Source organism: Tahibacter soli (genome assembly GCF_025717065.2).
Lineage (GTDB): Bacteria > Pseudomonadota > Gammaproteobacteria > Xanthomonadales > Rhodanobacteraceae > Tahibacter > Tahibacter soli.
The window spans coordinates 928,552-947,428 of record NZ_JAOVZO020000018.1 but is presented as its reverse complement, the minus strand read 5'-3'; the positions used below and the strand labels follow the sequence as shown (position 1 = coordinate 947,428).

Sequence of the window (18,877 nt, the reverse complement as noted above, 5' to 3'; positions counted from 1 at the left end):
TGCCGGCGTTTTCGTGTTCGTCCGAACCCCGCCGGCGTCATTCGACCCGGCAGAACACCGCTTTGAGATACCGGCTTTCGCCGACGTGCGCCATGAACGGATGGTCCATGCCGGCGCCGGCCACCTTGAGCACCTGCACCGTGCGGTTCGCGTAGAAAGCGGCACGGCGCAGCATGTCGAGAAACTGCTCCTCGCTGACGAGACCGGTGCACGAGCACGTGAGGAAGATGCCGCCCGGCTTGACCGCGCCGAGCGCGAGCTTGTTCATGTCGAGGTATTTTTTCAGCGCCGGAATCACCTGCTCGCGGTCGCGCGTCATCTTCGCCGGATCGAGCACCACCACGTCGAACTGCTCGGCGCGGCCCGAGGCGACGTCGCGCAGCCAGTGGAAGATGTCGGCCTGCACGAAGCGGATCTTCGCTTTGTTCAAACGTGCATTCTGTTCGGCGACTTCGAGAATCTCCTCGTCGAGATCGACGCCGACCACCTCGCCGGCGCCGCCGATCGTCTTGGCGTAGATCGCAAAGCCGCCGGAGTTGCAGCACAGGTCGAGCACGCGCTTGCCTTCGCAGAACTGCGCGAGCTGGTGGCGGTTGTCGCGCTGGTCGACGAAGAAGCCGGTCTTGTGCTTCGTGCCGGGCGCGGCGTGAAAGCGCACGCCGTGCTCGACGATCACGGTCGGCCTGGGCGTCGGCGGCGTGGCGCAGTCGAAGCTTTCCTGCTTCTGCACGTGTTCTTCGGCGAACGCGTAGATCTGGCTGTCCGGAAAGTGATCGAGCAGGCAGCGGCGGATCAGGTCGCGCTGCTTGAACATGCCGGCCGAGAAGTATTCGACGACGAGCGTGTCGGCGAAGCGGTCGACGACGAGGCCCGAAAGACCGTCGCCTTCGGAATGGATCAGGCGGTACGCGTCGGTCACGGCGTCGAGTTTGAGCACGTCGCGGCGCAGTCGCACGGCCTGGCCGATCTTGCGCTCGAAGAACGCGGCGTCGACCGGCTCGTCCGGGTCTTCGGTCAGCACGCGCAGCGCGATGCGCGAGTGGCCGTTGTAGAAGCCGCGGCCGGCGAAGGTGCCGTCGCGGTCGTAGATATCGACGACCGAGCCGGGTTTCGGGCGCGGGTCGGGTTTTTCGACCATTTTCTGGAAGATCCAGGGATGGTTCGAGCGGCGTTCGATCTTGAGCTGTACGACGGGATTGGGCGTGTTCATCGCGCCATTGTAACGGCTTGCACGGCTCCCGCCGGCCGCATCGCGAGCGACACCCGGTTGCGGCCGGCGCGCTTGGCCTCGTACATCGCCTCGTCGGCGCGGCGCACGAGCGCGCCGAAATCGTGGCTCGTATCGGCGAGCGTCGCGACGCCGATGCTGATGCTGAGCTTGAGCGCGATGCCGTGCACATCGATCGCCAGCGCCGCGACGCTCTCGCGCAGGCGCTCGGCGACGGCCACCGCCTCGGCCGAGGCCGCGCCGGCGAGCACCACCAGAAATTCCTCGCCGCCGAGCCGTCCGATCAGGTCGCCCGGCCGCAGGTGGCTGCGCACGTCGGCCGCGAGCGCCTTGAGCGCGGCGTCGCCGACGTCGTGCCCGAAGCCGTCGTTGATCAGCTTGAAATGGTCGGCATCGATCAGGAGCGCCGACACCGGCCGGAAATGCCGGCGCGCGTCGGCGAGCTGGCTCGTCACGAGCTGCTCGAGCATGCGGCGGTTCCATACGCCGGTCAGCGGATCGGTCGCGGCGAGCCGTTCGAGTTCGGCACGCATGCGGTCGTTGCACATCAGCACGAAGCCGAACGTCATGAGCACCGGCGCGAGCGCCGAATAACCGAAGATCAGCACCTGCATCGGCGTCACCGCGGTGCCGCTCGTCAGCGGCGTGTGCGTGAAGCCTTCGAACGCCGCGCGCACGCCCAGCAACAATGCGCCGACGAAAAACGCCGCGGCGGTGATCGCATGGCTGCGCGGCAGCGGTCGCGGCGTGCCGCGCACGAGCGCGGACACGGCCAGCGCGAACAGCACGAGGATCGCCAGCGACGTGGCCACGGTACGCGCAGCCACGCTCGGCCAGATCCAGGTGAATGCCGCGACCGGCGCGAGCGTCGCTCCGGCGACGAAATGCGGCAGCGGCGAACCGGCGTGTCCGCGCGTGAACAGCCGCAGCGCACGCGGATACTCGGCATAGGCGAAGCAGATGAGCGCGTTGCCGAGGACGATCGACCAGACGTCGGGCACGTAGTCGCGCAGCGCGAGCAGCAGCCACGCGAACGGCTGCAGCGCGGTCGCGCGCACCCACAGGGCGACGGCGCCGGCGACCGGAGGTTCCTGGCGGTTGAGCGTCGCCGCGAGGCACACGGCGAGCATCAGCGTGATGAACGCCGCCAGGAACATCGCCGTGCGCACATCGAAGAGCATGCGCCCCCTTTGCCCGACGCCGGGGATGGGCTCCTGCCCGACCCTCGCGTCGAACGACCGCGACCGCTGCGATCATCTAACTGCAAGGCCGACAGCGGCGCAACGGCGCACACGCCGCCTTACGGCAGCGTTTACAAGGATTTACCTCCGTGGACCCACGCGCGGCGTTTTTCGCCGTGCGTCGGCCGCGCGCGGCTACTTGCCGGCGATGAAGTCGTCGACGCGCGCCTCGAGCACCGGCAGCGGCACCGAGCCGAGCGACAGCACGGCGTCGTGGAACGCGCGCAGGTCGAAGCGTTCGCCCATCGTCTTTTCGGCCTTCGCCCGCAGTTCGCGGATCTTGAGCTCGCCGAGCTTGTACGAGAGCGCCTGAGCCGGCCAGCTGATGTAGCGATCGACTTCGGTCGTGATCTCGTGCTCGGACAGCGCCGTGTTGTCGCGCAGGAGCGCCAGCGACGCCTCGCGCGTCCAGCCCATCGCGTGCACGCCGGTGTCGATGACGAGGCGGCAGGCGCGCCACATTTCGTAGGTCAGGCGGCCGAAGTGGTCGTACGGCGTCTCGTACACGCCCATTTCGACGCCCAGGTGCTCGGTGTACAGCGCCCAGCCCTCGCCGAACGCCGAGATGTAGCTGTAGCGGCGAAACGGCGGCTGCTCGCCCTGCTCCATCGCGAGCGCGCCCTGCAGGTGATGACCCGGCACCGCCTCGTGCAGCGTCAGCGCGGGCAGCGCGTAGATCGGCCGCGCTTCGAGCTTCCAGGTGTTGACCCAGTAGAAACCCGCGCCCTTGCCGCCTTCGGGCGGGCCGCTGTAGCGGCCGGTCGTGTAGTACGGCGCGATCGCCTCGGGCACGGGCGCGACGCCGTACGGGATGCGCGGCAGCTTGCCGAAGTATTTCGGCAGCATGCCGTCGATGCGCTTGGCGTAGTAGCTCGCGTGCATCAGGAGTTCGCGCGGCGTCTTGGCGTAGAACTGCGGATCGGTGCGCAAGAACTTCAGGAACGCGGCGAAGTCGCCGTCGAACTTGGCGTCGTTCTTCACTTTTTCCATTTCGGCGCGAATGCGCGCGACTTCCGACACGCCGATCTTGTGGATTTCTTCCGGCGACAGATCGAGCGTCGTGTATTCGCGGATCTGCGACTGGTAGAACGCCTTGCCGTTCGGCAGCGAGTACGCGCCGAGCGTCTGGCGCGCCTTGGGCATGTATTCGCCGGTGAAGAATTTCAGCAGCTTCGCGTACGCCGGCACGACCGCCGTGCGGATCGCGCGCTCGCCGTCGGCGGCGAGCTTCTTCGCGTCGTCGACGCTGACCGACGGCGGGAACGTTTTGAACGGCGCGTAGAACGGGCTCTCGGTGACGTCCTTGAGCTCGGCCACCTTGCGGATCGGCGCGTCGCGGCCGTCGAGCACCACGCGCGGCAGCGTCATGCCGGTGCGGATGCCTTCCTTGAGCAGCACGGTGTATTCGTCGAACAGACCCGGCACCGCTTCCAGGCGTTTGATGTAGTTCTCGTAGTCGCGCTTCGTCGCGAACGGATGCGATTCGGCCATCATCGGCAGGTCGGCGTAGAAGCTCGAATCCGACGTCATCGGAATGAGGTAGGCCTTGAGCTTGATGCCGTCGATCGAATTGGCGAGCTGCGCGGCGTAGATCGCGTAGTTCGTGCGCTGTTCGGGCGACAGCGCCTTCGGGTCGATCGCGTCGAGTTCCTTCTTGTAGCCTTCGAGCGCGACGAGGCGCTGCGCCTGCGTCTTCGCGTCGACGTGGCCGAGCTTGTCGTCGTCGTCGTGCGAGCCGACCGACGTCGCCATCGTCGGATACTGCTTGAGGCGCCAGGCCCACTCGCGCTGGTAGAGGTCGGTGAAGCGCTGGTCGGCGGCGGTGTCGGCGAACGCCGGCGCGAGGGCGGCCGCGGCGCACACGAGAAAGGCTAGGCGAATCAGACGCATGGTGGTACTCCCCAGGGATGCGCCCGAGCCTAGCGCGCATCGGGCTTGCCGGTCGTGTGCATTTCGTTTGCCCCCTTGCGCCGAATCGCCACGCCCCAACCTCGCCGCGATGGACATCGAATCCGCCCCGCGCGTGCCCAAGCGCGACCTGCCGCAGCTGAAGTTCGCGATCTGGGTGTCGCTCGCGTTCGTCGCCGTGCTGTGGCTCGTCAAGCTCGTCGAGATCGCGAGCCTGTCGTCGTTCCACTGGCTCGGCGTGCGGCCGGGCGAGTGGTACGGCCTCCTCGGCGTGCTGACCTCGCCGCTCGTGCACGGATCGTTCGAGCACCTCATCATGAACAGCGTGCCGATCCTCGTGATGCTCGCGCTGGCGCTGTTCAACTATCCGAAGGGCACGCTGCGCGCCGTGCCGCTGATCTGGATCCTCTCGGGCATCGGCATCTGGCTGATCGGCCGGCCGTCATGGCATTTCGGCGCGAGCGGCCTTGCGCACGGCCTGATGTTCTACCTGTTCTTCCTGGGCCTTCTGCGCCAGGACCGCAACGCGATCGTCGTGGCGATGGTGACGTTCTTCCTCTACGGCGGCATGGTGGTGACGGTGCTGCCGCGCGAACCGGACGTGTCGTGGGAAGCGCATTTCTCCGGCGCCGTCGCCGGCGCGCTCGCGGCGGTGCTGTGGCGCAAGCTCGACCCGCCGGCGCCCGAGCCGAAGCCGAGCTGGGAGCTCGAAGAGGAAGCCGAGGCGGCCGAGCGCGAACGCGAGCGCAACGAGCTGGAACTGCCGCGGCCGGGCCACGTGCCGGTGCTGTGGCAGCGCGGCGAAGAAGACGACGAGCCGCGCGGTCGCGTGATCTTCTTTCCGGTGCGGCCGCGACAGGGACAGGACGAACCGCCGACGCTGCACTGACCCGATTCAGGCCAGCGGCAATGCGTGCGTCTGCTTCACCGTGCGCAGCACGAAGCTCGAGTTGACGTCGGCGACGCCCGATTCGTTGAGCAGCCGGTCGAGCAGGAATCGCGAAAAGTGGTCGAGATCCTCGACCACGACGTGCAGCAGATAGTCCATGTCGCCGGTCAGCGCATGGCAGGCGACCACTTCTTTCGATTCGTCGACACGGCGCACGAAGAGCGCGATCGATTCGGCGTCGTGCCGCCCGAGCTGCACGCGCACGAACGCCTGCAGGCCGAGCCCGACCGCGCGCGGATCGACCTGCGCGGCATAGCCCGTGATCACGCCGTCCTGCTCGAGCCGCTGCACGCGGCGCAGGCACGCCGACGCCGACAGATTCACCTTCTCGGCGAGGTCGGCATTGGTGACGCGGCCGTCCGACTGCAGCGCCTCGAGGATGCGCAGGTCGGTGCGGTCCAGGCCGGTGTCAGTCATTTCTTGCTCGGTATTCGCTGATGACGCACGAATATTGCGCCGAAGCCGCCATATCGTGCAACAAAGCAAGCCTGTTGCGTGGCGCTGCGCCTACACTGCGTGCAGCAACCGTCACCAGGAGCCCGCCATGGAAACCCCGCGCCGCGTCGAACATCAGATGACCGACAAGGGTTACGTGCCGGTCTATACGACCACGGTGATCGAGCAGCCGTGGGACACCTACACGGCGGTCGATCACGACACCTGGGCGACGCTGTTCAAGCGCCAGCGCGAAATCCTCGTCGGCCGCGCCGCGAAGGAATTCGTGACGAACCAGGAACGGCTGCACATGACGGCCGACGCGATTCCGCGCTTTTCCGATCTCAACCGCGTGCTCAAGCCCGCGACCGGCTGGGAGCTGATCGCCGTCGAAGGGCTGCTGCCGGAACTGACGTTCTTCGAGCATCTCGCGAACCGCCGGTTTCCGGTGACCTGGTGGATCAGAAAGCCCGAGCAGCTCGACTACCTCGCCGAGCCGGACATGTTCCACGACCTGTTCGGCCACGTGCCGCTGCTGCTCAATCCCGTGTTCGCCGACTACATGCAGGCCTACGGCGCCGGCGGCGTGAAGGCCGCGGCGATCGGGCCGGAAGCGCTGCAGAATCTGACCCGTCTGTACTGGTATACCGTCGAATTCGGGCTGATCCGCACCGACGAGGGCCTGCGCATCTACGGCGCGGGCATCGTGAGTTCGAAGGGCGAATCGATCTACAGCCTCGAATCGCCCGCACCGAACCGCATCGGCTTCGACCTCGAACGCGTGATGCAGACGCGCTACCGCATCGACACGTACCAGAAAACCTACTTCGTCATCGACAGCTACGAAGAGCTGATGGAAGCGACGCGGCCCGACTTCACGCCGATCTACGCGCGCCTGCACGACGCGCCGTCGCACGCGGCGGGCGACGTGCTCGCGACCGACACCGTCTGGCAGCGCGGCAGCGGCGAAGGCTGGCTCAATGACGGCGACGTCTGACATCGCCGTCGTTCGCAGGCGCTAAGCGATTCACACGGCGGCGGGCGCCGTGCGCCTCACCGCCGCGGTTTTCTTCACGTACTTGCGATCGAGCACGTACTGCGTCGTGATGCCGATCGCCAGCGGCGCGAGCCAGCCGACGTAGGTGAGCACGCCCGTGCTCGCATCCGGAAACAGGCGCGGCAGGCCGATCAGCGCGAACGCGATGTGCGTGGCGATGCCGTTGCCGATCATTGCCTGATAGTGCTGCACGAACCACCAGTTCGGCGCCTTCGTCTCCTCGCGCAGAAACTTCCACATGTCCCAGCCGAGCTTCGCGCCGAACACGCCGAACGCGACGAAGATCCAGCGCGAGTAGATCGTGCCGAGCACCGTCACGGCGGTGCCGGCGGCGAAGTTCGACAGCATCAGCGCGCGATAACCGCGGCCGGTGAAGCGGTGCCAGTCGCGCTTGTGGCGTATCGCCGTCCACGCGACGAAGCACGCCGTCGCGACGAGCGAGAGCAGCAGCACGAAAAACGCCCCGGTCACGAACTGGCCCTTGGCGAAACGCACCGCGACGAGCGGCAGCGCGGTTGCGACGATCGCGGCCATCGTCACGAGATAGACGCGGCCGACGCCGACGTGCAGCGGCGAGCCCTTGCGCGCGAACGCGGCGACCCAGAACGCGATCAGCGCGAGCGCGCCGATCGAGGCATGCGAATACTTGACGATCTCGTAGGCTGACATGACGGCTGGCTCCTTTGATCGGACGCCGCCATGCTGCAACCGGCACCGCCGCCGCGGCAGATGCCGCCGGTAACCGATTCGACCTGCCGGAAGTCACCTCGTACGCGTACCGCCTTGCCGGCGCCGGCGATCGGTGAAACGCTTGCGGCCGTGTCCATCGCCCTCGCCCGCCTGCGCAGCCTCGCGCAACCGCTGAACCTCGCCGCGTTCCTCGCGTGGCTAGGCGTCGTCGCCTCGTTCGTCGGCGAGAACCGCGCGATCGCGCCCGGCGCCGAGTCGCTCGTCGGCTTGCTGCTCGCCGCGTTTCTCGCGGCGTTCGTCTGGCCCGACCTTACGAGCGGCGACGATGCGTCGCGCGTGCGGCCGCAGCGCGTGTCGGTCGCGCTGCAGGCCGTGTTCGCGCTCGGCGTGTGCTGGTTCGCGCGCACGACGACCGCGCCGGTGCTGCTCGTCGTCGTGCTGAGCGAACTGGCGATGCTGCTGTCGCTGCGTGCGCTCGTCGTCGCGGCGGTCGCGATCAACGTCGTGCTCTACGGCGTGCTCGCGTTCGTCTGGCAGGCGTCGAAGCCGGGACTGATCGTGCTGATCTACTCCGGCTTCGAATGCTTCGCCGCCGTCACCGCCTGGTACGCGCGCCGCGCCGAAACCGCGGCGGCGCAGCTGCGCAGCGTCAACGCGCATCTGCTCGCCACGCGCTCGCTGCTCGAGGAAAGCGCGCGCGACCAGGAACGCCTGCGCCTGTCGCGCGAGCTGCACGACGTCGTCGGCCACAAGCTGACGGCGCTCAAGCTCAACCTCGCGCTGCTCGAACGCGACAGCGACGTCGATCGCAAGAAGGCGCTCGGCACCGCCTCGCAGCTCGCCGGCGAGCTGCTCGGCGACGTGCGCGGCGTGGTCGCGCAGCTGCGCCAGCACGAAGGCATGGACCTGCGCCACGCGATACACGCGCTCGTCGCGCCGCTGCCGAAGCCGCGCATCGCGGTCGAACTCGGCGACGACGCGCGCGCGGCCGACGTCGCGCAGGCCGAAGCGGTGATCCGCGTCGCGCAGGAGGCGCTGACGAACATCGTGCGCCATGCCGGCGCGACGCACGCGACGCTGCGGCTCGCGCGCGACGGCGATGCGCTGGTGCTCGCGATCGCCGACGACGGCGTCGGGTCGGCGTGCCTGCGCGCGGGCAACGGCCTGACCGGCATGCGCGAACGCGTCGAGGGACTCGGCGGCACGCTCGACGTCAGCGCGGCGGCGGGCAGCGGCGTGCGGATCGAGGCGCGAATTCCGGATTGAGCGAACGGGGACGCCCGCGGCGTCAGTGCGCGAGGGCCTGATGCGCGCGCGGCACGACGAGGCGCACCGGAATCGCGCGCAGCGTGCAGACGCCGACGTTCGCGAGCGCGGCGACGAGCATCACCTGCATCGGCAGCAAGCCGGTCTGCGCCATGAATTCGTCGCCCATGCCGTACAGCGCGACGATGACGACGAGCGCCGACGCGCCGGGCAGCGAGCGCAGCAGCCAGCGGCGCCACGACCAGCGCGTGCGCGAACTGCGGCTGCGCCACCAGAACGGACCGACGGCGAGCGGCAGCGGCAGGCCGATCAGCGCAAGCGTCGGAAACATCAGACCCAGCGGCGAACCGAGCAGGATCAGTTCGACGGCGGCGAGCGCGAGTACGAGAGCCAGGGCGGCGTCCCAACGCTGCGGATGACGCGGCGACGGACGGCTCCACGCCGCGGCACAGGCAAAACCCGTGGCGGCGAGGCACATCAGCGCGAGGAGCAGACCGTTGGACATGGGCGGCAGTGTCGCGCCGCCGCGTTACAGAAAAGCGACAGCGGGTTTATGGGCTGGACACCGCCGCGCGGCCTGGCCGATCCTGCGCGACCCGCCAATACCGCGACCGGCTATGGAATGCGTGCTGCTCATCGGCCTGCAGGCAACCGGCAAATCGTCGTTCTTCCAGCGACGCTTCGCCGATACGCATGTGCGCCTGAATCTCGACATGCTGCGCACGCGGCATCGCGAAGGCGTGTTCCTCGGCGCCTGCCTCGATACGGGGCAGCCGTTCGTCGTCGACAACACGAATCCGACGCGCGAGGAACGTCAGCGCTACATCGCTGGGGCACGGGCGGCGCGGTTTCGCGTCGCCGGCTACTTGTTCGAGTCGCGCATCGACGACGCGCTGCGCCGCAACGCCGCGCGCGAACGGCAGGTGCCCGAACGCGGCCTGCGCGGCACCAGCGCGCGGCTGCAGTTGCCGACGCTCGACGAAGGCTTCGACACGCTCTCGTTCGTGCGACTCGTCGAAGCGACCGGCGAGTTCGACGTATCGGAGTGGCGCGATGAAGTTTGACGACCTCGACCGCCGCATGCGCGTCTTCGAAACGGCACACGACGGCTGCGTGCTGCCGCAAATCCATATCGTCGCGCGCCTGGACGGCAAGAACTTCACGCGACTGACGAAAGAGACGCTGCCGCTCGAAGCCCCGTTCGACACGCGTTTCCGCGACGCGATGCTCGCGACGGCTGCGCATCTGATGGACGCGGGATTTCGCGTCGTCTACGGCTACACGCAGAGCGACGAAATCTCGCTGCTGCTGCACCGCGACGAAGACCAGTTCGGCCGCAAGCGGCGCAAGTTCCTGTCGGTGCTTGCCGGCGAAGCGAGCGCGAAGTTCTCGTTGGCGCTCGGTACGCTCGCCGCGTTCGACTGCCGCCTGAGCGAACTGCCGACCGACGCGCTCGTCGTCGATTACTTCCGCTGGCGCCACGAAGACGCGCATCGCAACGCGCTGAACGCGCATTGCTACTGGGCGCTGCGCAAGGAAGGCGTCGATGCCCGCGCCGCGACCGCACGCCTGCGCGGCATGTCGGTCGCCGACAAGAACGAATGCCTGTTCGTCCGCGGCGTGAACTTCAACGACCTGCCGGCCTGGCAGCGCCGCGGCACCGGCCTGTGGTGGCACGACGTCGAAACGCCAGGCGTCGATCCGCGCACCGGGTCGGCGACGCTCGCGCGACGCCGCGAGCTTCATGTCGAATCGCAGTTGCCGATGAAGGATGCCTACAGCGCGCTCGTGCTCGAACGAATCACATAGTCGAGCGCTCCGGGGATGACTTCCGTAGCACGCGAATGCGCGTGATCGTTGATGCTTGCAAGCTGGATTCCAGCTTGACTCACGACTACGTCGCTCGCCCTCCGGGCCGGCTCTGCCGTTGTCGCTGCGCTCCTCGCTGGAATGACGAGCCAAGAAATTGCCGCGCTTTGGCTGTCGCTGCTGCTGTCGCTGTTGCCGTTGCTTCTGGCGGCAGGAAGCCGCCCGCTTCACCCGGGGCCCCGTCGGTCGCGGCGAGATTGCGGAGGAAAAGCCCGCGCAGCGGGTGCGCGCAGGGATGCGCGCAGTTCGTTGACGGGCCATGGATGGCCCATCAACGAACCCCGGAGCGATCTCGCGGAGTTTGCGGGCACGGATGCCCGCAAACCGCGGCCGTCGGGGTGCCCTTGGAGGGTGCAGGGAGGGGTTGGGCAAGCAACCTCTCCTTGCCCGCTCGCGGCAGCGAGCGGAACGCTTTGTTCAACACGTTGCGTTAGCTACAACGCGACAATCAACAAAGATCCGCGGCGCCCAAGGAAGGGCGTCGATCCGGAATCCTAGTCGAACGCCCCGCGATACTTCCCCCGCCAAGGCCGATAAAACTCGCGAATGCGCGCGACGTCGGCCGCCGCGTCGTCGGTCAGTTCGAACACCGGCCCGATGCCGATGGTCTTGTTCGGATAGTTGAAGTAGATCGTCATCACCGGCACGCCCGCCGCACGCGCGATGTGCCAGAAACCCGATTTCCACTTTTGTACCGGCTTGCGCGTGCCTTCCGCGGCGATGCCGAGCCAGAGCTTTTCGCGCTTTTCGAAGCGCTCGACCATCTGCTCGACAACGCCGTGCGCCGCGCTGCGCTCGATCGGGATGCCGCCCATGCGCTTGAGCAGCCAGCCGAGGGGGCCCACGAACAGTTCGCGCTTGGCCATGAACGATGCGTCGAGCCCGAGCGCCACCTTGAACATCAGGCCCCACACGCCGTCCCACCACGACGAATGCGGCGCGGCGACGAATACGAGCTTCGGCAGGTTCGGAAACTCGCCGACGAGCCGCCAGCCGCATGCGCCCGCAAGCCACGCGAAGAAGCGGCGCCCCGGCCCCTGCGGCGACGCGGGCGCGTGCGGCGGCAAGACCGGCAGCGGCGCGCGCGTCATTCGTCCTTCCACGATTTCGAGCGCCCGAGCTTGTGCTTCGAACGCGTTTTCTTTTCCTGCAGACGGCGCTCCTGCGACGCGCGCGTCGGCTTCGTCTTGACGCGCTTTTTCGGCACGTGCGTCGCGGCGCGCACGATTTCGGCCAGGCGCATGCGCGCGTCTTCGCGATTGCGGCCCTGGTCGCGGAAACGGCTCGCCGAGATCACCAGCACGCCGTCGGCGGTCAGCCGGCGGTCGGCGCGCGCGAGCAGGCGTTCGCGCACGGCGTCGGGCAGCGACGGCGAACGCGCGACGTCGAAGCGCAGCTCCACCGCGCTTGCGACTTTGTTTACATTTTGCCCGCCCGGCCCTGACGAGCGCACGAAGCTCTCGACGAGTTCCTCGTCGGCGATACGGATGTCGGCGGTGACCTCGAGCATCAGTCGCGGAAATTTTCGAACTGCAAGGGCATTTCCAGGTCGCTCTTGCGCAGGAGCGCGATCGCGAGCTGCAGGTCGTCGCGCTTCTTGCCCGTTACGCGCAGCTGGTCGCCCTGGATCTGCGCCTGCGCCTTGACGCCCGAATCCTTGATCAGCTTGACGATCTTCTTCGCCAGCGCCTGGTCGATGCCCTGCTTGAGCGTCGCCTTCTGGCGCGCCTGCGCGAGATTGGTTTCGGGGTCGTCGAATTCGATGCAGCGGATGTCGATGCCGCGCGCGGCCATGCGCTGCAGGAGGATTTCCTGCATCGACTTCAGGCGGTATTCCTGGTCGGCCTTGAGCGTGACCACGCCGTCGGCGTGTTCGAAGCTCGCGGCGGCGCCTTTGAAATCGAAGCGCTTGTCGAGTTCGCGACTGGCCTGATCGACCGCGTTGGTCACTTCGTGGCTGTCGAGTTTGGAGACGATGTCGAAGGAAGGCATGACCGCCATTCTACCTACGTAACGGCCGGCAGCGTCCAGCCCAGACCAGCCAGCGCCTTGATCCACATCGCGTCGACCGGCGCGGAAAGGCCCATCGCGCGGCCGTCGGCCGGATGCGCAAAGCGCAGCCGCCACGCGTGCAGCAGCAGGCGATGCACGCCGTAGTGCATGCGGAACAGGCGGTTGTGATCGCCGCGACCATGCGTGGTGTCACCCACGATGTGGTGCGACGCATGCGCGAAATGGCGGCGAATCTGCTGATAGCGGCCGGTTTCCGGTTCGACGTCGAGCAATGCGTAGCGCTGCTGCGGATAGCGGCCCATCTCGATCGGCAGCTCGACGGTCGCGAGCCGCCGCCAGTTCGTGCGCGCGGGCTTGCGCTCGCCCTTGAGGCTCGCGCCGGTCAGCGGGTGGTCGATCGTGCCCGACTCGGCCGGCCACCCGCGCACGACCGCGAGATACGATTTGTCCACTTTGCGGTCCATCAGCTGACGGCCCAGATCGGCCGCGGCCTCGACCGAGCGCGCGACCAGCAGCACGCCGCTCGTCGCGCGGTCGAGACGGTGCGCCAGATGCAGCGGGCCTTCGATCTGACGGCGCAGGCGGTCGATCACGTAGTCGTCGTCGGCGCCGACGAGATTGCTGCGGTGCACGGCGATGCCGGCGGGTTTGTCGACGACGACCAGATGTTCGTCGACGTACAGAAGATCGAGTTCGGGCGGGGCGTTCATCGGCGGATTCTACGCGAGCGCCGGCACGCCCCTGCCCGAATCATCCGCCGCCGAGCTCCTTCTGCAGAAACGCCTTCGCCGCGCGCGTGTCGCGCTTGATCGTCGGCTCGGAGACGCCGAGCAGTTCGGCGATGTCCTTGACTTCGAGTCCCGCGAAGAATCGCAGTTCGACGACGGTGACGAGCCGCTCGTCGAGGCCGGCGAGTTTTTCGAGCGCCTTGTCCATGCCGACGAGCTGCTCGGCCTGTTCGTCGACCGGCAGCGGCACGCCTTCGAGCTGGTCGAGCGCGAGATGTTCGGCGCCGGCGCCGCGGCGATCGGCGAGCCGCGAGCGCGCGTAGTCGATCACGACCTGGCGCATCGCGCGCGCCGCGGTCGCGAAGAAGTGCTTGCGGTTCTCGAAGTCGGCGCCGTCGCGGTCGAACAGTTTCAGATAGCACTCGTTGACCAGCGCGCGCGTGTTCAGCGTTTCGCCGCGGCGATGCCGCGCGAGTTCGGCGCGGGCGATGCGCAGGAGATCGTCGTAGACGAGGCCCATGACGGCCTGGCGCTGCCCGGGGTCGGCGTTCATGCCGGCCATTTTTTCGGTGATCTCGTGTTCGTGCTCGTTCACGCCGTCGTCCTCCCCCGAAGGCTGGAGCGGCGAGTGTACGGCGCGAGCGGTAAGTCCGGCGTGATCCGCGCACGAATCGCGACGAGCGATACGCTCGGGCGCTCTGCGTCGTGCAAGTCGCGGAGTTTCCAATACGGAAAAGCTTTCTGTATCGAATAGTCGCTGCGCGCCGATTTCGCCGCCGGCCCGGCGCACGCGTAAAGTAGGCCGCACTACGGACGGCCGCGAACGCGACGAGGAACGGCATGGCGAAGAAGAAGGCGGCAGCCGCGAACCCCGGCGCCGCGCTCCACGCGGCGCGCACGCGCCAGAGTCTGACGCTGGCCGAACTCGCCGGCCGCACCGGCTTGCCGGTGTCGACCTTGTCGAAGCTCGAAAACGGCAAGATGGCGCTGACGTTCGACAAGCTCACGCGGCTCGCCGAAGGCCTCGGGATCGACATCGCGGAGCTGTTCGCGAAAGCCGACCAGCCCCCGGCCGGCCGCTACGGCGGGCGCCGCAGCATCGCGCGCAAGGGCGAGGGCTACGCGATCGAAAGCCAGCACTACGGCCATCTGTACCCGGCCGCCGACCTGCTCAACAAAAGCTTCGTGCCGATCATCGCCGACCTTCACGCGCGCACGCTCGACGAATTCGGCCCGCTGATCCGCCACGCCGGCGAGGAATACGCCTACGTGCTCGAAGGCACGTGCGAACTGCACACCGACCTGTACGCGCCGACGCTGCTGGAAACCGGCGACTCGATCTATTTCGACAGCGGCATGGGCCACGCCTACCTCAACGCCGGCGACGGGCCGTGCCGCGTGCTGTCGGTGTGCTCGGCGAGCGAATCGCACGTCATGGAAACCGTCTCGGCGCTGGAGAAACCGGCCGAGCCGGCTCGGAAGCGCGGCGGCCGGCGCCGCGGCAGCTGATTTTCCAATTGGGAAAATCGTCGCGATCGTGCTAGAACGGCCGCCCGCGCGTCACTCATCCGAACGCCGCCCGACGGATACGCAATGAGCATGGAATCGTTCGACGTCCTGGTCATCGGCGCCGGCATCGCCGGCGCATCCGTCGCGGCGCAACTGGCGCCGCGTGCGCGCGTCGCGGTGCTCGAGCGCGAGGCGCAGCCGGGCTATCACGCGACCGGCCGCTCGGCCGCGTTGTTTTCGGCGTGCTACGGCAACGAACCGGTGCGCGCGCTGTCGCGCGCGAGCCGCGAGTTTCTGTTCGCCCCGCCGGCCGGCTTTTGCGACGCGCCGTTGACGCGGCCGCGCGGTTCGCTGTACGTCGCGCGCGACGATCAGCTCGACGCGCTGGCCGCGTTCGTCGCGCTTCCCGACGTCGCCGGCCACGTGCAGCGCATCGACGTCGCCGAGGCGTATCGCCGCGCGCCGCTGATGCGCCCCGGCTACGTCGCCGGCGCGGCGTTCGAACCCGGCGCGGTCGACATCGACGTGCACGGCCTGCATCACGGCTTTCTGCGGCGGCTGCGCGAGGCCGGCGGCCGCGTCGTCGCGAACGCCGGGCTGACCGCGCTCGATCGCGCAGGCGATCGCTGGATCGCCGAAACGACGGCCGGCCGCTATGCCGCGCCGATCGTCGTCGACGCGGCCGGTGCGTGGGCCGATGCCGTCGCGGCGCTCGCCGGCGTCGCCGCGGCCGGCGTCGCGCCGCTGCGCCGCACGGCGCTGATCGTCGACGAGCCGCCCGGCATCGACTGCCGCGCCGTGCCGATGACGATCGACATCGACGAGGCGTTCTACTTCAAACCCGACGCCGGCAAGCTGCTCCTGTCGCCGGCCGACGAAACGCCGAGCGAGCCGTGCGACGCCATGCCCGACGACATGGACGTGGCGCTCGCGGTCGACCGCGTCGAACGCGCGACCGTGCTCGACGTGCGTCGCGTGCATCATGCCTGGGCGGGCTTGCGCAGCTTCGCGCCGGACCGCAGCCCGGTCGTCGGTTTCGACCCGGATGCGCCCGGCTTCTTCTGGCTCGCCGGGCAAGGCGGCTACGGCATGCAGACCGCGCCGGCGCTGTCGCGGCTCGCCGCGGCGCTCGTGCTCGGCGACGCGGTGCCGGCCGATCTCGCGGCGCACGGGGTCGACGCAAAGGCGATCGCGCCGCGGCGATGATCCCCGGGCGTTTCATTTTCCGTATGCGCTAGATCAAGGCATCATCCGGTGCCGCTGCCGCATGCCGAGCACCGATGGACGCAAACCGCTGGCGCCTCACGCGCGAACTGTTCGAAGCCGTCGTCGACCTGCCGCGCGCGCGGTGGGAGTCGCGGCTCGCCGAGCTGTGCCCCGACGACGCGGCGCTGCGCGAGGAAGTGCTGGGCCTGTTGCGCGCCGACGCCGACGCGACCGGCGGCACGGCGATCGCGCAGCACGCGCCGAACGTCGTCGCCGAACTCGCCGAGCATCTGTCCGAAGATCCGACCGTGCACGCGGGCCTCGCGCTCGGCCCGTTCCGGCTCGTTCGCGAAATCGGCCGCGGCGGTATGGGCGCGGTGTGGCTCGCCGACCGCGCCGACGGACAGTTCGAGCAGGCCGTCGCGATCAAGCTCGTGCGCGGCGGCTGGGACCGCGCCGAAGACATCGCGCGGTTTCGCGCCGAGCGGCAGATTCTCGCGGGCCTGTCGCATCCGAACATCGCGCACCTCGTCGACGGCGGCATGGGCGAAGGCGGCCGGCCGTGGCTCGCGCTCGAATACGTCGACGGCGTCGACCTCGGCCGCTGGTGCGACAAGCACCGGCTCGACCTCGCCGATCGCCAGCGGCTGTTCCTGACCGTCTGCGACGCCGTGCAGCACGCGCACCAGCGCCTCGTCGTGCATCGCGACCTCAAACCGTCGAACATCCTCGTGCGCGCCGACGGCGTGGTGAAGCTGCTCGACTTCGGCATCGCCAAGCTGATCGACGCCGACGACGCGCAGGTCAGCGCGACGCGCGTGTTCACGCCCGAATACGCCGCGCCCGAGCAGGTGCGCGGCGAAACGGTCACGACGTCGGTCGACGTCTACGCGCTGGGCCTCTTGCTGTACGAACTGCTGTCGGGCCAGCGCCCTTACAAAGTGGAAAACTCCACGCCGGCCGCGTACGAGCGCGCGATCCTCGACCAGGAGCCGACGCGGCCGAGCGTCGCGGCGACGCGCGACGGCGGCGGGATGTCGGCGGCGAACCGGCACCTGACGCCCGCGCGACTGCGCCGCGAACTGCGCGGCGATCTCGACGCGATCGTGTTGAAGGCGCTGCGCAAGCAGCCGACCGACCGCTACGCGTCGGTCGCCGACCTCGCGGCCGACGTGCGCCGGCATCTGGCGCGCCAGCCGGTGCACGCGCGGCGCGGCAACTTTCGTTACCGCGCGACGCGCTTCCTGCAGCGCCACGCGCTGGCCGCGGCGCTGTCGGCCGTCGCCGTGCTCGCGCTCGTCGCCGGCCTCGGCGTCGCGCTGTGGCAGGCGCAGGTCGCGCGCAACGAACGCGATACCGCGCGCCAGGCGCTCGCCTTCATGCGCACGCTGTTCACGAACGCCGATCCGGGCCAGAAGCAGCGCGGCGACCTGACCGCACGCGATCTCGTCGACGAAGGCGTGCGCAGCGTGCGCCGCGCGCTCGCGGGGCAGGACGCCGCGCGCGCCGACATGCTGCTGGCGATGGGCAGCGCGTACCTGGGCCTCGGCCTGCCCGACGAGGCGCAGCCGCTGCTCGACGAAGCCGGCGCGATCGCGCAGCGGCTCGGCGACACGCTGCTCGTCGCGCGCATCCTCGACGAGACGTGCAGCGTGCTGCAGTACCGCAACCGCGCCGACGACTGCGTGCCGCTCGTCGACCGCATCGAGGCGATGCTCGACCCGAGCGATCCCGAACACGTCGAAACGCTCGTGCGCGCGATCGACCACCGCTCGACCGCGCACGCGCCGCGCAACCGGCACGACGCGATCGTGGCCGATTCGCGACGCGCGCTCGCGCTGATTCCCGCGACGGCCGACTACGACCGCCTGCGCGCCGACGTCACCGGCACCATGGCGTTCTCGCTCGTGCGCCTGAACCGCGCGGCCGAAGCCGAAGCCGCGCTGCGGCCGCTCGTCGATGCGCTGCGCAAGGCGCAGAACGTCGAGCCGCGCTGGCTCGCCGACGTGCTCGACAACTTCGCCTCGACGCTGACGACGAAGACCGACGAGGCGCTCGCGCTCAACGCCGAAGCGGTGCGGCTGATGGAATCGGTGTACGGCGCCGACAGCCCGGTCATCGCGGGCAAGGTGTCGAACTACGGCGTCGCGCTGTACAAGGCCAACCGTTACACCGACGCGCTGCCGGTGATCGAGCGTTCGATCGCGCTGAACCGCGCCGGCGGCACGCCGCGCGCGACGTCGCTCGCCAACGCGCTCGGCAACCTCGGCGCGCTGCACTTTCAGCTCGGCCACGACGACGCGTCGCGCGCGGCGTTGAACGAGGCGATCGAACTGTCCGAAGCGCTGCAGCGGCCGCTCGACATCGGCCGCGCGCTGCGCTGGCGCGCGAACCTCTCGCTCGCGCAGGCGCGCTACGCCGATGCGCGCGCCGACGCGCAGCGCGCGACGAGCGTGCTGGCACCGCTGAACAAACCCGAAAGCATCACGGTGCTGCGCGGCCGGGCACTCAATCTCGCGATCGACTATGCCGAGCGCGGTTCCGCCGCGCGCACCGACGCCGCGTGCGCCGAGGCGCAAGGCATCGCCGCGCGCTTCGCCGCGCTGCCCGAGGCCGGCACGCCCGAAGCGCGCCTGGCGACCCTGCTGCACGCGTTGTGCGGCGCGGCGCCGGCCGAGGCGTTCAAGACCGCGTATGCCGCACTGCCGCCCGACGATTTCCGCCAGCGACAGGTGCGGCGCATCGAAGCGGCCTGGCGCACCGACTGACCCACGAGGC

Annotated in this window: 19 protein-coding genes; 8 read left to right on the top strand and 11 right to left on the bottom strand. The window is 68.8% G+C overall.

Annotated features, from left to right (window positions below; all coding sequences use genetic code 11):
• Positions 1 to 37: 37 nt before the first annotated feature.
• From OD750_RS17555 to OD750_RS17545, 3 genes are all read right to left on the bottom strand, one after another.
• Complete coding sequence (locus OD750_RS17555) at positions 38 to 1,210, bottom strand: class I SAM-dependent rRNA methyltransferase (RefSeq protein ID WP_263541992.1); 1,173 nt, start codon at positions 1,208 to 1,210, stop codon at positions 38 to 40.
• Positions 1,207 to 2,409, bottom strand: coding sequence for a GGDEF domain-containing protein (locus OD750_RS17550; RefSeq protein ID WP_263541991.1), 1,203 nt, complete (start codon positions 2,407 to 2,409; stop codon positions 1,207 to 1,209). Before OD750_RS17550 ends, OD750_RS17555 begins: the two co-directional genes overlap by 4 nt.
• A gap of 195 nt (positions 2,410 to 2,604) precedes the next feature.
• Positions 2,605 to 4,359: a DUF885 domain-containing protein gene (locus OD750_RS17545; protein WP_263541990.1), complete on the bottom strand. Its 1,755-nt coding sequence runs from the start codon at positions 4,357 to 4,359 to the stop codon at positions 2,605 to 2,607.
• A 109-nt stretch (positions 4,360 to 4,468) separates the two neighbouring features.
• On the opposite strand from OD750_RS17545, the gene OD750_RS17540 reads away from it, so the two are divergent.
• Positions 4,469 to 5,266, top strand: coding sequence for a rhomboid family intramembrane serine protease (locus tag OD750_RS17540; RefSeq protein ID WP_263541989.1), 798 nt, complete (start codon positions 4,469 to 4,471; stop codon positions 5,264 to 5,266).
• Positions 5,267 to 5,272: 6 nt separating this feature from the next.
• On the opposite strand, the gene OD750_RS17535 is transcribed toward OD750_RS17540, so the two are convergent.
• On the bottom strand, positions 5,273 to 5,743 hold the full coding sequence (locus OD750_RS17535; protein ID WP_263541988.1) for an Lrp/AsnC family transcriptional regulator: 471 nt from the start codon (positions 5,741 to 5,743) through the stop codon (positions 5,273 to 5,275).
• A 127-nt stretch (positions 5,744 to 5,870) separates the two neighbouring features.
• Here OD750_RS17535 and phhA point away from each other — a divergent pair, with 127 nt between their 5' ends.
• The gene (gene phhA, locus OD750_RS17530; protein WP_263541987.1) at positions 5,871 to 6,758 is read left to right on the top strand and encodes a phenylalanine 4-monooxygenase; all 888 of its coding nucleotides are present in this window, start codon (positions 5,871 to 5,873) and stop codon (positions 6,756 to 6,758) included.
• 30 nt (positions 6,759 to 6,788) lie between these two features.
• Here phhA and OD750_RS17525 read toward each other — a convergent pair whose 3' ends face one another.
• A complete protein-coding gene (locus OD750_RS17525; RefSeq protein ID WP_263541986.1) occupies positions 6,789 to 7,487 on the bottom strand; it encodes a hypothetical protein in 699 nt (232 codons plus the stop codon).
• A gap of 150 nt (positions 7,488 to 7,637) precedes the next feature.
• Here OD750_RS17525 and OD750_RS17520 point away from each other — a divergent pair, with 150 nt between their 5' ends.
• Positions 7,638 to 8,774, top strand: a complete 1,137-nt coding sequence (locus tag OD750_RS17520; protein ID WP_263541985.1) for a sensor histidine kinase — start codon at positions 7,638 to 7,640, stop codon at positions 8,772 to 8,774.
• Between the two features lie 22 nt (positions 8,775 to 8,796).
• On the opposite strand, the gene OD750_RS17515 is transcribed toward OD750_RS17520, so the two are convergent.
• Positions 8,797 to 9,279, bottom strand: coding sequence for a hypothetical protein (locus OD750_RS17515; protein ID WP_263541984.1), 483 nt, complete (start codon positions 9,277 to 9,279; stop codon positions 8,797 to 8,799).
• 121 nt (positions 9,280 to 9,400) lie between these two features.
• Here OD750_RS17515 and OD750_RS17510 point away from each other — a divergent pair, with 121 nt between their 5' ends.
• Together OD750_RS17510 and OD750_RS17505 are read left to right on the top strand one after the other, a co-directional pair.
• Positions 9,401 to 9,838 (top strand): AAA family ATPase, encoded by a 438-nt coding sequence (locus OD750_RS17510; protein WP_263541983.1) that lies wholly within the window; start codon positions 9,401 to 9,403, stop codon positions 9,836 to 9,838.
• Entirely contained in the window at positions 9,828 to 10,583 is a 756-nt protein-coding gene (locus tag OD750_RS17505) for a tRNA(His) guanylyltransferase Thg1 family protein (RefSeq protein WP_263541982.1), read from the top strand. Before OD750_RS17510 ends, OD750_RS17505 begins: the two co-directional genes overlap by 11 nt.
• Positions 10,584 to 11,137: 554 nt before the next feature.
• On the opposite strand, the gene OD750_RS17500 is transcribed toward OD750_RS17505, so the two are convergent.
• From OD750_RS17500 to OD750_RS17480, 5 genes are read right to left on the bottom strand one after another with little or no spacing between them, the layout of a single operon-like run.
• On the bottom strand, positions 11,138 to 11,734 hold the full coding sequence (locus tag OD750_RS17500) for a lysophospholipid acyltransferase family protein (protein ID WP_263541981.1): 597 nt from the start codon (positions 11,732 to 11,734) through the stop codon (positions 11,138 to 11,140).
• On the bottom strand, positions 11,731 to 12,153 hold the full coding sequence (gene arfB, locus OD750_RS17495; protein WP_263541980.1) for an alternative ribosome rescue aminoacyl-tRNA hydrolase ArfB: 423 nt from the start codon (positions 12,151 to 12,153) through the stop codon (positions 11,731 to 11,733). Before arfB ends, OD750_RS17500 begins: the two co-directional genes overlap by 4 nt.
• Entirely contained in the window at positions 12,153 to 12,635 is a 483-nt protein-coding gene (locus OD750_RS17490) for a YajQ family cyclic di-GMP-binding protein (RefSeq protein ID WP_263541979.1), read from the bottom strand. Before OD750_RS17490 ends, arfB begins: the two co-directional genes overlap by 1 nt.
• A 14-nt stretch (positions 12,636 to 12,649) precedes the next feature.
• Positions 12,650 to 13,366: a pseudouridine synthase gene (locus tag OD750_RS17485; RefSeq protein ID WP_263541978.1), complete on the bottom strand. Its 717-nt coding sequence runs from the start codon at positions 13,364 to 13,366 to the stop codon at positions 12,650 to 12,652.
• A gap of 40 nt (positions 13,367 to 13,406) precedes the next feature.
• Positions 13,407 to 13,979, bottom strand: coding sequence for an ECF-type sigma factor (locus OD750_RS17480; RefSeq protein WP_263541977.1), 573 nt, complete (start codon positions 13,977 to 13,979; stop codon positions 13,407 to 13,409).
• 245 nt (positions 13,980 to 14,224) lie between these two features.
• Here OD750_RS17480 and OD750_RS17475 point away from each other — a divergent pair, with 245 nt between their 5' ends.
• The 3 genes from OD750_RS17475 to OD750_RS17465 all read left to right on the top strand — a co-directional run bounded on the left by OD750_RS17475 (position 14,225) and on the right by OD750_RS17465 (position 18,867).
• The gene (locus OD750_RS17475; RefSeq protein ID WP_263541976.1) at positions 14,225 to 14,893 is read left to right on the top strand and encodes a helix-turn-helix domain-containing protein; all 669 of its coding nucleotides are present in this window, start codon (positions 14,225 to 14,227) and stop codon (positions 14,891 to 14,893) included.
• An 84-nt stretch (positions 14,894 to 14,977) separates the two neighbouring features.
• Positions 14,978 to 16,099, top strand: a complete 1,122-nt coding sequence (locus tag OD750_RS17470) for an NAD(P)/FAD-dependent oxidoreductase (RefSeq protein WP_263541975.1) — start codon at positions 14,978 to 14,980, stop codon at positions 16,097 to 16,099.
• A gap of 74 nt (positions 16,100 to 16,173) precedes the next feature.
• Positions 16,174 to 18,867 (top strand): serine/threonine-protein kinase, encoded by a 2,694-nt coding sequence (locus OD750_RS17465; RefSeq protein ID WP_263541974.1) that lies wholly within the window; start codon positions 16,174 to 16,176, stop codon positions 18,865 to 18,867.
• Positions 18,868 to 18,877 lie beyond the last annotated feature (10 nt).